Consider the following 14,704-nt stretch of genomic DNA (forward strand, 5'->3'; position numbering starts at 1 on the left):
TAAAAAAGCCGTGCGGCTTGTGGCCGCACGGCTTTTTGCTTTCCGAACGCTGATCAGCTTCAGTTCTTCAGTTTCACGTTCCAGAAGAAGGGCCATAGCGCGGGCTGGTAGTTTTCCAGTTTGGTGGACTTGGCCGACAGGCTGTTGAATTTTCCGATGTCGATGTAAGGCACTTCGTCATACACGAGCTGCTGCACCTTGCCCCAGATCGGCCCACGCTTGGCGGGCACCGGCGTGTGGTTGAACTCGAGCAGCGCGGCCTGCTTGCCCGGGGTGTTCCACCAGCCGGGCGCGCCGTCGCCGAGCTGCGGCGGCGACAGCATGGGTTCGGGCAGCAGGCCCGAATGCGTCACGTAGATGTCCCACGCGGCGGAGTCGTTGCGGCGCTGCACCAGCGTGGCCCAGTCGACCACGTTGAGTTCGGCCTTGATGCCGGCGCGCTTGAGCTGCTCGGCCATGACCACGGCCATGTTGTAGTGGAAGTCGTACTGGCGGCTGGTCAGGATGCGCACCGTCTCGCCCTTGTAGCCGGCGGTTTCGGCCAGGGCCTTGGCCTTGGCCGGGTCGCGCTGGTTGTAGCTCTCGGCGCCGGCGACAGAGTAGTAAGGCGAGCCTTGCGGAAAGTGGTTGGCCTCGGCCGTGAAGAAGCGCGTGTCGCCGAAGCCGGCGGCCATCATCTCGCCGGGGCCGATGGCGGTCTGGATGGCCTGGCGCATGCCCTTGTTGGCGTTGATGCCCTCACGCGTGTTGAACACCAGGTAAGGGAAACCGAAGGCCGGCGTGATCACCGCGGTGGCGCGGCCGCCGGCTTTTTCCAGGCGGGGCAGCGCGTCTATGGGCAGCAGGTCGGCGAAGTGGAACTGGCCGGACATGGCGCCTTCGACGCGCGTGTTGGGCGTGGGCACGGGGATGAAGCGCAGCTCTTCGATGAAGGCCTCGCGCTTGCCGCCGTAGCCGTTGGCCGGTTCCTTGCGCGAGGTGTAGCCGTCAAAGCGGGTCAGCACCACATACTGGTCGGTGCGGCGTTCCTTGAACTTGTAGGGGCCGGTGCCGACGAAGTCGCGCAGCGGGATCTGCACGGCTTCCTTGGCCATGATGGCGGCCATGCCGCTGGGCAGAGCCAGCTGCGCGAGCAGCGGCGCGTAAGCCGACTTCAGGGTGAGTTCGACGGTGATGTCGTTGAGCGCCTTGAGCTCGATGATTTCCTTGCCCACGGCCTTGCCGCGCGGCGCTTCCTTGATCCAGCGCTTGAGGCTGACAACCACGTCTTCGGCGTCGAGCGTGCGGCCCGAGTGCAGCTTCACGCCCTTGCGCAGCGTGATGGTGACGACCTTGCCGTCGGCGGAAAAGCGCGGCATGCCCTCGGCCAGCATGGGCACCACGTTCCATTTGGCGTCGAAGGTGTAGAGCGGCTCATACACGTGCTGCATGATGGTCCCGACCAGGTCGGTCGTGGCCTGCATCGGATCCAGCGAGGGCGGCTCACCGACCATGGCGAGATTGGCCGCGGAGGGGTTGGTCTGCGCCAGCGCCGGGACGGCGCCCAACGCGGTCACAAGACCCAGAACCAGTGCCGGAAGCAGCCGGCGCGTGTGGATGCGATAAGCCATGAAGCGCTCCTGTGTGAAAGTAATTTTCAGAATGTGTAGCGTATTTTGGTAGATGTGAGATTATGTAAGTGATTACCCTGACGTGTGTGACTTTAGTTTGAAATTAAATTTCCTTTTGTCGGGTAATTGCACTACAAATCCGGAAATGGCACGGGTTCGGGCCGCCGCATTGCACGGCCGAATTACATGAACGTGGATGGATTTTTGAAACCAGCGGGGTGAGTCCCGATGCCTCGCCTTTTATCTGCGTGATCCGCAGATAAGCGAAGAATTTCAATCCGCAGATTACGCAGATTTACGCAGATGAAGTCCAGCAGATGTGAAGCCATGCAGCGACGCATGGAGGCAAGAAAGGAAACCTTGAATGCAAGGTCCTCTCTCTTCAAATCTGCGCAAATCTGCGTAATCTGCGGATAAATTTCTCTTCGCGGATAAACGCCGCGTTCAGGAGAACGGGGGCACCGACTCCGGCGGAAGCGCCAGCCCCAGCACGCGCCTGAGGGTGTCGAGCAGCTCGTGGTTGGAGGTCTTGGCCTTGACCAGCACGGCGGCGGCCCGCGCGGCCTGGGAGCGGCTGACTTCCATCGCGGAAAAAATCACCACGGGCGGCGGCGATTGCAGGGCCTCGATGTCGTCCAGCAGATCCCAGCCCGAGTCTTCCCCGAGGTTGAGGTCCAGCAGGACCAGGCTGAAAGGCTGGCTTGCCAGCCTGGCGCGCGCCTCCTGCAGCGTGGACGCGAAGACGAAGGTCGCGAAGTCCTGCGCGATGGTGGCGGCGATGCGCTGGATGTCGGGGTCGTCCTCGACGTGCAGGATGACGGGCCGGTTTTCCACCGCGCCCTCGATGGCGCGCCGCACGCCCAGCACCAGCTGGTTTTCATCGATGGGCTTTTCCAGCCAGTCCGAGACGGTCAGCGCCTGGTCGTTGAACTGGATCTTGCCCTCGGCGGCCCAGGCCGAGATGACGACGACGGGCACGTCGCGCGTGAGCAGCCGCTCGCGCAGCTGGCGTATCAGCGCGATGCCGTCCTGGCCGGGCAGCGTCAGGTCGACCGTGACGGCGGCGTAGTACTGCTGCTCCATCCGGGCCATGGCCTCTTCGGCGCTGAAGACCAGGTCGGCGTCGAAGCCGCCCTTGTCCAGCATCATGCCTATCAGGCGGGCGATGTCGCGGTCGTCTTCGCAGACGAGCACGCGCGCGCGCTCCCCGCTCATCTCGACCGGACGCGTGGGCGGCGGCTCCACCCATTCGGGCAGCTCGAAGTAGAAGGTGGTGCCGGCGCCGGTGCGGGTCTCAAAGCCTATGCTGCCGCCCAGGCGCTCGATGATGGCGCGCGAGATGTTCAGCCCCAGCCCGGTGCCGCCTTTCTGGCGCGTGTCGGAGGAATCGGCCTGGGAGAATTTCTGGAAGATGCGCTTGCGGAATTCCTCGGGAATGCCCGGCCCGCTGTCGCGCACCTCGACGCGAACGCCGGACTCGACGCGCTCCACGATGATGTCCACGATGCCGCCGGCCGGCGAAAACTTCACCGCGTTGGACAGCAGGTTGGTCACGACCTGCGTCAGGCGGTCGTTGTCGGCCCTGACCAGCAGGTCTTCCTCGGTGCAGTGCAGGTTCAGGCTCACGTCCTTCGCGGTGCCGTAGCCCTCGTTGGCGGCCAGCGCCTGCTCCAGCAGGGGCTTGAGCTCCAGCACCTGCAGGTCCAGGGTCATCTTGCCGGACTCGATCTTCTCGATGTCCAGGATGTCGTTGATGAGGCGGATCAGGCGTTCGCAATTGCTCTTGGCGATGCCCACCAAGGTCTTGACGGCCTCGGGCAGCTGGCCGGCGACGCCGCCGGAGATCAGCCCCAACGAGCCGCGTATCGAGGTGAGCGGCGTGCGCAGCTCATGGCTGACGGTCGAGACGAATTCGCTCTTCATGCGGTCTATGCGCTTGAGTTCGGTGATGTCGTTGGCCAGCGAATAGAAGCCGACCACCTTGCCTTCGTCGGCGCCTTCTCCGTAGCGCGGGAAGTAATGGATCATGTAATCGCGCGTGCCGCTGCGGGCGGTTTTCTGCGCGCGCTCGTAGACCACCGGGTAACCGCGCAGCACCTCTTCCACGCGCGGGCGAACGGTCTCATAGACTTCGCCGCCCAGGATCTCGCGCAGGTGCTTGCCGTTCATCTCTTCCTGCCTCAGGCCGAAAGCCTCCTGGTAAGCGCGGTTGTGGAAACGCAGGCGCTGGTCGAAATCGACGAAAGTGATCCAGGCCGGCACGGTGTCGGTGATTTCGCGCAGCTGCGATTCGCTGGAGCGCAGCGCCTCGGTGACGCGGCGCATTTCCGTGGTGTCGCGGCCCGTGCCGCGGTAGCCGGTGAACTTGCCGGAGGTGTCGAAGATGGGCACGCCGCTGATGCTGAGGTAGCGGACCCGCCCGTGGGCGTCGCGCCGTATGCTTTCAAAGTCGCGAAAAACCTCGTGCCGCTCCAGCAAGGCCCTGTGCTCCGCCCAGACGGCGTCGCTCATGCCCACGTGGTCCAGCTCCCAGGGCGTCTTGCCGTAGGCCGCGCTGGTGATGCTCGATGCGTTCGTGGTTTCGCCGGACACCGCGACGAAGCGGAAGTTCTCGTCCTGCTCCCAGAACCAGTCGGAGGACAGCGCGGTGAGCGCGCGAAAGCGTTCCTCGCTTTCGCGCAGCACCTGCTCGGTTTCCTTGCGCTCGGTGATGTCCTGGATCTGCGCGATGAAACGCAGCGGCTTGCGGTCCGCGTCGCGTACCAGGGAGCAGCTCATGTAGCCCCACACGACGTGGCCGTCCTTGTGGATGTAGCGCTTTTCCATGTGGAAGGATTCGATCTCGCCGGCCAGCGCGCGCTGGCGCTGCTGCAGGTCCCATTCGATGTCGTCGGGATGGGTGAGGTCGTGGATGGTGCGCGACAGCATTTCCGCTTCCGAGTAGCCCAGCATCTGGCAGAAAGCGTTGTTGACCTTGAGCCGGCGCGAGTCGATGCCGATCAGCGTCATCCCGATGGCCGCATGCTCGAACGCGTTGCTGAACTGCGAGTCGTCCAGCATGAAGGCGTCGTTGTCGCTGCTGAAGGGGGTGCTTGCGGTGCCCTCCAGCGGCGCGAAATTCGACACGTCGTCGAAAGGGGCGCCCTCCCCCGTGCCGGACTGGTCGCCCCCGAGCGAGAAATAAAAAGTGCTGCCTTCGCCGACGGCGGACTGTGCCCAGATTTTTCCGCCGTGCCGGTCGATGATTCGCTTGGCCGTGGCCAGGCCTATGCCGCTGCCGGCGAATTCGTCGGGCGAATGCAGGCGCTCGAAGTTGCCGAAGAGTTTGTTGACATAAGCCATGTCGAAACCGGCGCCGTTGTCGCGCACGAAGAACACGGGGTGGGCGTCCTCGCCGGGCAGCCGGCCGACCTCGATCTCGGTGTGCGGCTTCTTGGCGCTGAACTTCCAGGCGTTGGCGATCAGGTTCCCCAGCACCTGCCTGATCAGGGCCTGGTCGCCGCGCGCCGCCATCCCGGGCTCGACCGTGAAGTGGGCGTCGCGCGCGGCGTCGGCGTCCTTGAGCCGGCGCACCGCGCGCAGCGCCTCGGCGCTGACGTCCACCGGTTCCCACACCAGGCTGGTGCGCGACAGGCGCGCCAGGGCCAGCAAACCGTCGGTGAGTTCGCCCATGCGCCGCACGCTGCTGCGTATGCGGTCCAGGAAGTGCAGCGCGCGCTCGCCGGCGCCGGGCGGCATGTGTTTTTCGAGCAGCGCGCAAAAACCGTCTATGGTGCTCAGGGGCGTGCGCAGGTCGTGCGCCACCGAGTACGAGAAAGCCTCGATTTCCTTGTTGGCCGCCTCCAGCTGCGCCGTCCTGCGCAGGACGCGGTTTTCCAGGTCGACGTTGAGCCGCACGATCTCCACCTCGGCCTGCTTGCGCTTGGTGATGTCGGCGACCGAGGTGACGAAGCCCGAGGGAATGTCGCTGCCGCCTTCGAACAGCGGCTGCACGTTGATGAGCCCCCAGAAGGTGCTGCCGTCGGGCCTGCGGTAGCGCTGGACCACGTTGCTTTGCGCCTGGCCGCTTTGCCGGGCGATCACGCTGGGCCACTCGGCTTCGGGCATCAGCGTGCCGTCTTCGCGCAGCCGCTCCCAGTCGTACGCCGCCGACGGCAGGCCTTTCACCTGCGCCAGGCTCTTGCCGAAGATGCGCTCGGCGCTGGCGTTGCAGTCGATGATCTTTCCGTCGGCATCGCGCAGCACCACGCCTTCGGCCAGCGCCTCGACCACCGTGCGAAAGCGCGCCTCGCTGGCGCGCAGCGCGATTTCGGTCTGCTTGCGCTCGGTGATGTCGGTGCCCACGCCGCGGTAGCCGGCAAAGCGGCCGCCGGCGTCAAAGACGGGCTCGCCGCTGACGCTGAACACCAGCACCCGGCCGTCCGCGCGCACGTGCTCATACTCGAAATTGCGGAAGGTCTCGTGCCGCTCGAGCTGGGCGCGGTGCGCCATCCACAGGCCCCGGTTGCGCGGCGTGTCGTCGGTCTCCCAGCGGGCCTTGCCGAGGTAGCTTTCCACGGGGGCGTCGGCCTTCTCGGTCGCGCCGCCGGAAAGCCGGGTGAAGCGGAACGCCTCGTCGAGCTCCCAGTACCAGTCCGAGGACAGCTGGGTCAGGCTGCGGAAGCGCTCCTGGCTGCTGCGCAGGCTGTCCTCCGCGGCCAGGCGCGCGGTGATGTCCTCGGTCGTGATGAGGATGTGGGTGACCCTGCCGCCGCTGTCTTTCAGCGGGAGCTTGCGCATGTGCACGCGTATCGTGCCGCGGTCGCGCGTCATGATGACCCGGTCGGGGAAATCCTGCATGACGCCGGTGTTCGCCACTTCCACGTCGGAGACGTTGATGTGGTCCGCATGCTCCTGCGGCCAGAGGTCGTGCACGGTGCGGCCCATGGCGTCTTCGCGGCGTATCCCGTACAGGCTTTCGGCCTCCTTGTTCCAGGCCACCACGCGCAGGCCGTCGCGCACCGATTTCAGGTGCACGGCAAACGGCATGTTGTCGACGACGTCGTCGAGAAAGCGCGCGGCCTTGCGCTCCTTTTCCTCGATGCGCCTGGCCGCCGTGGTGTCGCGCGTCGTGCCGCGGTAGCCGGTGAACTGGTTGTGCTTGTCGAAGACCGGCACGCCGCTGGCGGAAAAATAATGCGCCACGCCGTCGCCCAGCACGCGGATGTATTCGAAATCACGGAACGCCTGGCGCGCCTCCAGCACGGCGCGGTGGTGGTCCCAGGACATGCTCAGCGGGTAGGCGCCGGTCAGTTCCCAGCGGCGCTTGCCGATGGCGCTGTTGAGGTCGGGGTCGGGGCGGGCGCCCGCGCTGCGTTCGGCGCTGAAGTCGATGAAGCGGAACTCGGCATCCTGCTCCCAGTACCAGTCCGCCGAAATCGACGCCAGGCTGCGCAGGCTGTGCGCGTCGTCCCTGAGTTCCGCGATGAGATGGCGCTGCTGCGCGAGTTCGCCCGCCAGGCCCTCGTTGGCCGCGGCCAGCGCCAGCGCCTCCGCCTGCAGGCGTTCGTTGGCCTGGGCCAGGGTTTCGTCCCGTTTCACCATAGCCCCCGCACTGGGCACGGGAAGAAGGTCACGGCGGCGGGGAATCCCGGCAAACCATGCTGGCGGTGGGCTGCGGTCAACGCGCCTGGCGAACGGGACTTCATGCGCTGCGGATAACTTTCTTGGCAAAAGGCGAGACGCCTTGTCGTATTTTGCATGGCGCTCCGCCCCTGCAGTGTGTTGCGCCCCAAGAAAATGCGCCATAGGACAACACCCTGTTCTCTTTTGGGTGCGGCCTCTCGCATCATGCCTGTTATTTGCATACTAAAGGACTATTGAAAAACCCGCCCGCGGCGGGCGTGTTTTGCGCTGCGGCTCAGCCGGCCTCAAGCGGGCGCGGGTATTCCAGTGCCAGGCCGGCCGCCTGCCAGGCATCTATGCCGCCATGCAGCGGCCGCACGTTCCTGAAGCCCGCCGCCATCAGGCGCCTGGCCACCTGGGCGGCCGAGGCATCGTTGGGACAGGCGCAATAAACCACCACGGCCACGTCATGTGGCAGGTCCAGCGTGGCCATCTTGCGGTCCGGGTCCGACCACAGCAGCGCGCCCGGGATGATGCCGCCGTCGCCGCGGCCGAGTTCGGTGCGCACGTCCAGGATCACCGCCGGCTGGCCGCCCTGGGTGAGCTGCACCAGCTCATGCGGCGTGATGCGCGCCATGCGCAACTGGCGGTAAAAGCGCTGGCGCTGCCACCATTTGTGCGCGATGAAAAGCGTGAAGCCCGCCAGCAGCACCATCAGGCCTATGCGGCCCATCTGCTCGAAGACCGCCAGCACGTCGGCCACGGCGCCATGGAACACCATGCCGATGGCCAGGCCCACGCCGGCGTAAAGCGCCGCGCCTATCGCGTCAAACAGCAGGAAACGGCCGAAGGGCACGCCGGTGCGGCCGGCCAGCGCGGTGGCCAGCGAGGCAAAGCCCGGGATGAACTTGGCCAGCACCAGCGACCTGGCGCCCCAGCGCGTGAAAATGGACTCGGTCTGCCGCACGCAGGAATCGGGCGACAGCGAGATGCGGCACAGGGTCTTGAGCACGCGGCTGCCGTAGCGGTGGCCGGCCCAGTACCAGACACTGTCGGCGATCAGGCAGGCCGCCACCGCCGTGGCCAGCAGGCCGCCCGGCGAATACTGGCCGTTGTAGCTCAAGGCGCCGGTGAGTATCAGCACCGGGTAGGCGGGAATCGGCAGGCCGAGCTGCTCCAGCACGATGTTGAGGAACACGGCGGCCAGCCCGTAATGCTCCAGCCACACAATGATTTGGTCCATGGGGGTCCGTTTAGCTGTTCGCCAGGGGCGTTTTGCCCAAGCTTTAAATATAGACGGCTGGGGCCTGTCGGTAAATGGCGGGCGAGCTAATGCTCTGTTTCAGTATCTTGCTCCTTCCCCCGCTGGGGGAAGGCTGGGATGGGGCCGGCGGCGCCTGCGCTACCATGAACCCCTACCCCACCTTCCCGCTACCCAGAGAGCGACCCCCGATTGAAATACCTCGTAGCCGTCCGCGCCCTGTGCGAGTTCACGGCCAAGCATGGCGACCTGGACCTGCGCTTCACGCCCTCGCCTTCCGCCCAGGAAGGCATGGCCGGCCATGCGCTGGTGGCGTCGCGCCGCGGGGAATCCTATCAATCGGAAGTCGGCCTGGAGGGCGACTACAAGACACTGACGGTGCGCGGCCGCGCCGACGGATACGACCCCGACGAGAACCGGTTGGAGGAAGTGAAGACCTACCGCGGCGACCTGCACGCCATGGCCGACAACCGCCGCCACCTGCACTGGGCGCAGCTGAAGATCTACGGCTGGCTGCTGTGCGCCGAGCGTAACCTGCCGGACATCAACCTTACCCTCGTGTACTTCGACGTGGCCAGCACGCAGGAAACGCCGCTGACCGAGCACTTCAGCGCCGCCGCGCTCAAGGAATATTTCGAGGCGCAGTGCGAACGCTTCCTGGCCTGGGCCACGCAGGAGCTCGCCCATCGCCAGGCGCGCGACGCGGCGCTGACGGCACTCGAATTTCCCCACCCCGCATTCCGGCCGGGCCAGCGCGAACTGGCCGAGGCCGTCTACAAAACCGCCCAGGCCGGTGCTTGCCTGATGGCGCAGGCACCCACGGGCATAGGCAAGACGATTGGCACGGTGTTTCCGCTGCTCAAGGCGGTGCCCAAAAAGCAGCTCGACAAACTCTTCTTTCTGGCCGCAAAAACACCGGGCCGCAGGCTGGCGCTGGACGCGCTGGACCGCATCAAGGGCAGCACCCAGGCCCTGCCGCTGCGCGTGCTGGAACTGGTGGCGCGCGACAAGGCCTGCGAGCACCCGGGCAAGGCCTGCCATGGCGACGCCTGCCCGCTGGCCAAGGGCTTTTACGACCGCCTGCCCCAGGCGCGCAGCGCCGCCGTGCAGCACGCCGCGGCCCAGGGTCCGCTCGACAAAGCCGCGCTGCGCGAGCTGGCGCTGGTCCACCATGTGTGCCCCTACTACCTGAGCCAGGAACTGGTCACCTGGTCGGACGTGGTGGTGGGCGACTACAACTATTACTTCGACACCAGCGCGCTGCTGCACGGCCAGGCCGTCGGCAACCAGTGGCGCGTCGGCGTGCTGGTGGACGAGGCGCACAACCTGGTGGAGCGTGCACGCAAGATGTATTCGGCCACGCTGAGCCAGGCGCAGTTGCAGCAGGTGCACGCCGGCGCGCCGCGTGCCGTGCGCGGCGCGCTGGAACGGCTCAACCGCAGCCTGCAGGAACTGCACCAGGCGCAGAGCGAGCCTTACGAGGTCCATCCCGAACTGCCCGCGCCTTTCCTCAAGACCCTGGGCCAGGCGCTGACCCAGATCACCGACTTCCTGCTGGCCAACCCAACGCGCGTGGACGGCGAACTGCAGGACTTTTATTTCGAGGCCCTGCATTTTTCGCGCATGGCCGAGGCCTTTGGCGAGCATTCATTGTTTGACGTGACGCTGCAAGGTGACACCGGCCCGAGCGCCTTCGGCCAGGCGCTGGGCCAGCCGCTCGCCGTGCTCAATATCCGCAACGTGGTGCCCGCGCCCTTCCTGGCGCCGCGCTTTGCGGCCGCGCAGTCGGCGGCGCTGTTCTCGGCCACGCTGAGCCCGCAGAACTACTACGCCGATACGCTGGGCCTGCCGGCCGGCACGGTGTGGACGGAAGTCGAGTCGCCCTTCCTGGCCGAGCAGTTGCAGGTGTCGGTGGTCAGCGACGTCTCCACGCGTTTCCAGCACCGGGACGATTCGCTGTCACCCATCGTCGACCTGATGGCGCGGCAGTATGAAGGCAAGCCCGGCAACTACCTGGCGTTTTTAAGCAGCTACGACTACCTGCAAAAGCTGGTCACGCTGTTCCGCCAGCGTTATCCGAACATCCCGGTATGGGAGCAGACGCGCGGCATGGAAGAAGCCGCGCGCGACGCCTTCCTGGCGCGCTTCACGCCGGAGTCCAAAGGCATAGGCTTTGCCGTGCTGGGCGGCTCGTTTGCCGAAGGCATAGACCTGCCCGGCGACCGGCTGATAGGCGCTTTCATTGCCACGCTGGGCCTGCCGCAGGTCAACGCGGTGAACGAGCAGATCCGCGAGCGCATGGGCGCCAACTTCGGCGCGGGCCAGAGTTATGACTACACCTACCTCTACCCCGGCCTGCAGAAGGTGGTGCAGGCGGCCGGGCGGGTGATACGCACCACGTCCGACCGCGGCGTGGTCTACCTGATTGACGATCGCTTCACCCGGCCTGAAATACAAAGCCTGCTACCCGGCTGGTGGAAGGTGCAACGCCTGCGTGCCCGGCGCAAGGAACCCGCCGCCGCACTGTGAGCCGTCCATAAAAAAGCCCGCATTCGCGGGCTTTTTGCTTGAGCGGCCTGAAGACCGTCAATGCGGGGGCTTAAAAAACGCCCAACAGCATCAGGATAAGTACAACGCTGAGGGGGACGCCGAGTAGCCAGGCAATGATGGGCATTTGTTTTCTCCTAGGTAGGTGGTGAGTTAAGACACAACTTCAATGTAGGTCCCACGTTGGCCCCGGGATGCCAGCCTGAAGGCCTGCTGCAAGTAGGGGATGGCTGACGCGCGTGTAGTTGCAAAGGCGGCCGCTTGCAGGCCTGCGCCGCACGGATGGGGCCCGGATCCCTGTTTTGGATATGACGGCTGAATCTCATATATTGAGATTCAGGTTTGACAGGGCATGAAGCCCCGGCGACAGTGGAGGCACCGATTTACACCGAGAGCCGCCACCATGGAACCGCAAGCCGCGCTGCAATGCCTTCACCTTTATTCGCCCGACCCGCTGCAGGCCGCGCGCTTTTACAGCGCCACTTACGGCATGGCGATGGCGCCCGTGGCGGGCGGCTACGTGTGCCGCGGCCCCGGGCGTGAACTGCGCCTGTCCGAAGGCCCGGCCAACCAGCTGCGCTACGCCCACTACGCACTGGCCGATGCCGGCGCCTGGCAAACCTTCGCGGCGCGCGTGCAGGGTTTGCCGCAGCAAGCGGTGCCTGCCGGCTTCAGCGGCGAGGCCATCGCGCTCAAGGACCCCGACGGCAACCTCATCGTCTTCACGCCGCCCAAGGCTGTGGCCGCCACACAGACCACGGCGCTGCCGCCCGCCACGCTGCAGCATTTCGCGCTGCGCACGCCCAACCTGCCGGCGATGCTGGCCTTTTACACGGAGCAACTGGGCTTCGTGCTGTCGGATGCGGTGAAAGACCCGGAAGGCACGCTGCGCGCCTGCTTCCTGCGCACCGACGCGCTGCACCACGCGCTGGCCCTGTTCTTCGCGCCCGCCGCCTGCTTCGACCACCAATCGTTTGAAACGCCCGACTGGGCCAGCATGAAGGAATGGGGCGACCACATGGCGGCGCTCAAGGTGCCCATCGTCTGGGGCATAGGCCGCCACGGCCCGGGCAATGACGTGTTCTTCATGGTGCGCGACCCCGACGGCAACCTGGCCGAAATTTCCTCGGAGATCGAGCATTGCGCGCCCGGCCGACCCGCCGGCACCTGGCCGCACGAGGAGCGCACGCTCAACCTCTGGGGCAAGGCCATCCTGCGCAGCTAGAACAACGCCATGGCAAGCACCAACCGCATGCTGCGCATCCTCGGCCTGTTCAGGCTCGAGCGGCCCGTCATCACGCCCGAGTGGCTGATGCAGGAGCTGGGCGTCTCGCGCGCCAGCGTCTACCGCGACCTGGGCCAGCTGGCCGCCGCGGGCATGCTGGAACGCGTGGCCGACCGCGGCTATGTGCTGGGCCCCATGGTGGTGGAGCTGGACCGGCAGATACGCCTGGCCGACCCTTTGCTGGAGGCCGCCGGCGAGCTGCCCGGCAAGCTGGCCGAGCAGACCGGCGGCACGGTACTGCTGTGCCGCTTTCACGGCAGCAAGGTGATGTGCATACACCAGGTGAAGGGGAAGAACCCGGCCCTGTCGGTGAGCTATGAACGCGGCCGCGCCATGCCGCTGTACCGCGGCGCGACGTCGAAGATCATCCTGGCCTACCTGCCGGCCGCGCAGCTCAAGCAGCTCTGGGCCTCCGAACGCAAGACCCTAGCGGCCGCCGGCCTGCCCGACGACTATGCGCAGCTGGGCAAGGTGCTGCGCGGCATACGCGAAACCGGCCACTGCATCACCGAGGGCGAGGTCGATCCCGACGCCGTGGGCTTTGCCGTGGCGCTGCGCGACGGCGAGCACCTGCTGGGCAGCCTCAGCGTGGTGATGCCGGCGGCCTCGCTCACTGTCGCCTCGCGCAAGGCCACGCTCGCGCGGCTGCAAAGCGCGGCCGGCCGTATGGAAGGCCGGCTGCAGGACCAGCGCGAAAAAGCCCGCGCCACCAAAAAAACGGAAGCCCCATGAACGCCCCACTCCCCCTGATATCCGTGCCGCCCCTGTCGCGCGACCAGCATTTTCCCGTCGTGATCATCGGCGCCGGCCCCACCGGCCTGATGCTGGCCAACCTGCTGGGCATGCAGGGCATAGATAGCCTGGTGGTGGAGCGCAACACCAGCACCGTGGGCGAGCCGCGCGCCGTCACCATCGACGATGAAAGCCTGCGCACAGTGCAGGCCACAGGCCTGATCGCCAACGTGCTGCCGCACGTGGTGCAGGGTTACGGCGTGCACTACTACTCGTGGCGCAACAAGGTGTTCGCGCGCATAGAGCCCAGCGCGATGGACCACGGCTTTCCCAAGCGCAACGCCTTTCGCCAGCAGCTGCTGGTGGGCCAGCTGCGCGACGGGATGCGGCGCTTTTCCGGCTCGGCGATCTGGTTCGGCCATGAGCTTGTGAAGTTCCATGACGATGGTGAAGACGTGCGGCTCGAACTGCGCCACGATGGCGAGACAAAACACGTACGCTGCGACTGGCTGGTGGCTTGCGACGGCGGCCGGAGCAGCGTGCGCGAGCAGCTCGGCATACAGCTGACCGGCAGCAGCTACGACGAAAAATGGCTGATCGTCGACCTGCTGGAGCGCAACTCGGCCTTTCGGCACACCCGCACCTACTGCGACCCGGTGCGACCCGCCATACGCCTGCCCGGCCCCGACGGCACGCTGCGCTACGAGTTCATGCTGCACGAAGGCGAAGACCCGGAGGAGATGCTGGACGAAGCCCGCGTGCGCAGCTGGATCCATGCGCGCGAGCCGGCGGACGCGCAGCTGCCCATCACGCGCAAGGTGGTGTATGCCTTCCATGCGCGCGTGGCCCAGCGCTGGAAGGCCGGCCGCGTGCTGCTGGCCGGCGACGCCGCCCACCTGACGCCGCCCTTCGCGGGCCAGGGCATGAACAGCGGCGTGCGCGACGCCGCCAACCTGGCCTGGAAGCTGGCCGCCGTGGTGCAGGGCCGCCTGCCCGCCTCGCTGCTGGACAGCTACGAAGTCGAGCGCAAACCCCACGCCTGGTCGCTGATCCAGATGGCGGTGCGCATAGGCACTTTCATGCAGCCCAAGTCGGTGCCGGCCGCCATGCTGACGCAGGGCGCGCTCAAGCTCTTCAGCATCTTCCCGCCGGTGCGCGACTATGTGCTGCAGCTCAAGTTCAAGCCCAAGCCGCGCTTTTTTGAAGGCTTCTTCGTGCCGGGCCATGCGGCCGCCGCGATGGTGCCCGCCGGGCAGTTGCTGCCGCAGCCCAGGGTGGAACTGCCGGGCGGCGCGCAGCTTGGGCTCGACGACGTGATCGGCAGCGGCTTTGCCCTCCTGTCTTTGGCCGATGCGGATGACGGCAATGTGGCCGCCGCGCTCGCGGCGCTGGCCGGCACGGGCCTCGCCTGCCGCCACATCCGGGTGGTGGCGCAGCGCGACGACTTCCTGAAGCCGGCCGGGACGGGCAGCACGCTGCGCGACTGTGGCGGCACGCTGGAGGCCATCATCCGCAGCGCCGGCGCGCAGGCCGTGCTGCTGCGGCCCGACCGCTATGTGCTGGCCTATCTGCATCGCGACGATCCGCGCAGCACCGCGCAACTGCTGCAGCTGTTGCGAGCCCATTCGACACCCATCCCGCAAGCGGCATAGGCCGCGTCTACAC

Annotated in this window: 7 protein-coding genes; 4 read left to right on the forward strand and 3 right to left on the reverse strand. The window is 66.3% G+C overall.

Translation table 11 applies throughout. The features are described from left to right. Positions 1 to 59: 59 nt before the first annotated feature. The 3 genes from ACLV74_RS12290 to ACLV74_RS12300 form a co-directional block, all read right to left on the reverse strand. The gene (locus ACLV74_RS12290) at positions 60 to 1,610 is read right to left on the reverse strand and encodes an ABC transporter substrate-binding protein (RefSeq protein ID WP_411879682.1); all 1,551 of its coding nucleotides are present in this window, start codon (positions 1,608 to 1,610) and stop codon (positions 60 to 62) included. 444 nt (positions 1,611 to 2,054) lie between these two features. Beyond that, the gene (locus ACLV74_RS12295) at positions 2,055 to 7,193 is read right to left on the reverse strand and encodes a PAS domain S-box protein (protein ID WP_411879683.1); all 5,139 of its coding nucleotides are present in this window, start codon (positions 7,191 to 7,193) and stop codon (positions 2,055 to 2,057) included. A 316-nt stretch (positions 7,194 to 7,509) separates the two neighbouring features. Continuing rightward, the gene (locus tag ACLV74_RS12300; RefSeq protein WP_411879684.1) at positions 7,510 to 8,457 is read right to left on the reverse strand and encodes a DedA family protein/thiosulfate sulfurtransferase GlpE; all 948 of its coding nucleotides are present in this window, start codon (positions 8,455 to 8,457) and stop codon (positions 7,510 to 7,512) included. Between the two features lie 210 nt (positions 8,458 to 8,667). Between ACLV74_RS12300 and ACLV74_RS12305 the strand changes: the two genes are divergently transcribed. The 4 genes from ACLV74_RS12305 (at position 8,668) to ACLV74_RS12320 (ending at position 14,691) form a co-directional block, all read left to right on the forward strand. After that, complete coding sequence (locus ACLV74_RS12305) at positions 8,668 to 11,004, forward strand: ATP-dependent DNA helicase (protein WP_411879685.1); 2,337 nt, start codon at positions 8,668 to 8,670, stop codon at positions 11,002 to 11,004. Between the two features lie 421 nt (positions 11,005 to 11,425). Further along, positions 11,426 to 12,247 (forward strand): VOC family protein, encoded by an 822-nt coding sequence (locus tag ACLV74_RS12310; protein WP_411879686.1) that lies wholly within the window; start codon positions 11,426 to 11,428, stop codon positions 12,245 to 12,247. Positions 12,248 to 12,256: 9 nt separating this feature from the next. Continuing rightward, positions 12,257 to 13,039, forward strand: a complete 783-nt coding sequence (locus tag ACLV74_RS12315; RefSeq protein ID WP_411879687.1) for an IclR family transcriptional regulator — start codon at positions 12,257 to 12,259, stop codon at positions 13,037 to 13,039. Positions 13,040 to 13,128: 89 nt separating this feature from the next. Beyond that, the gene (locus tag ACLV74_RS12320; RefSeq protein ID WP_411879766.1) at positions 13,129 to 14,691 is read left to right on the forward strand and encodes a bifunctional 3-(3-hydroxy-phenyl)propionate/3-hydroxycinnamic acid hydroxylase; all 1,563 of its coding nucleotides are present in this window, start codon (positions 13,129 to 13,131) and stop codon (positions 14,689 to 14,691) included. The last annotated feature ends 13 nt before the right edge of the window (positions 14,692 to 14,704 follow it).

The organism is Polaromonas sp. YR568 (genome assembly GCF_943369415.1).
Classification (GTDB): Bacteria; Pseudomonadota; Gammaproteobacteria; order Burkholderiales; family Burkholderiaceae_C; genus Polaromonas.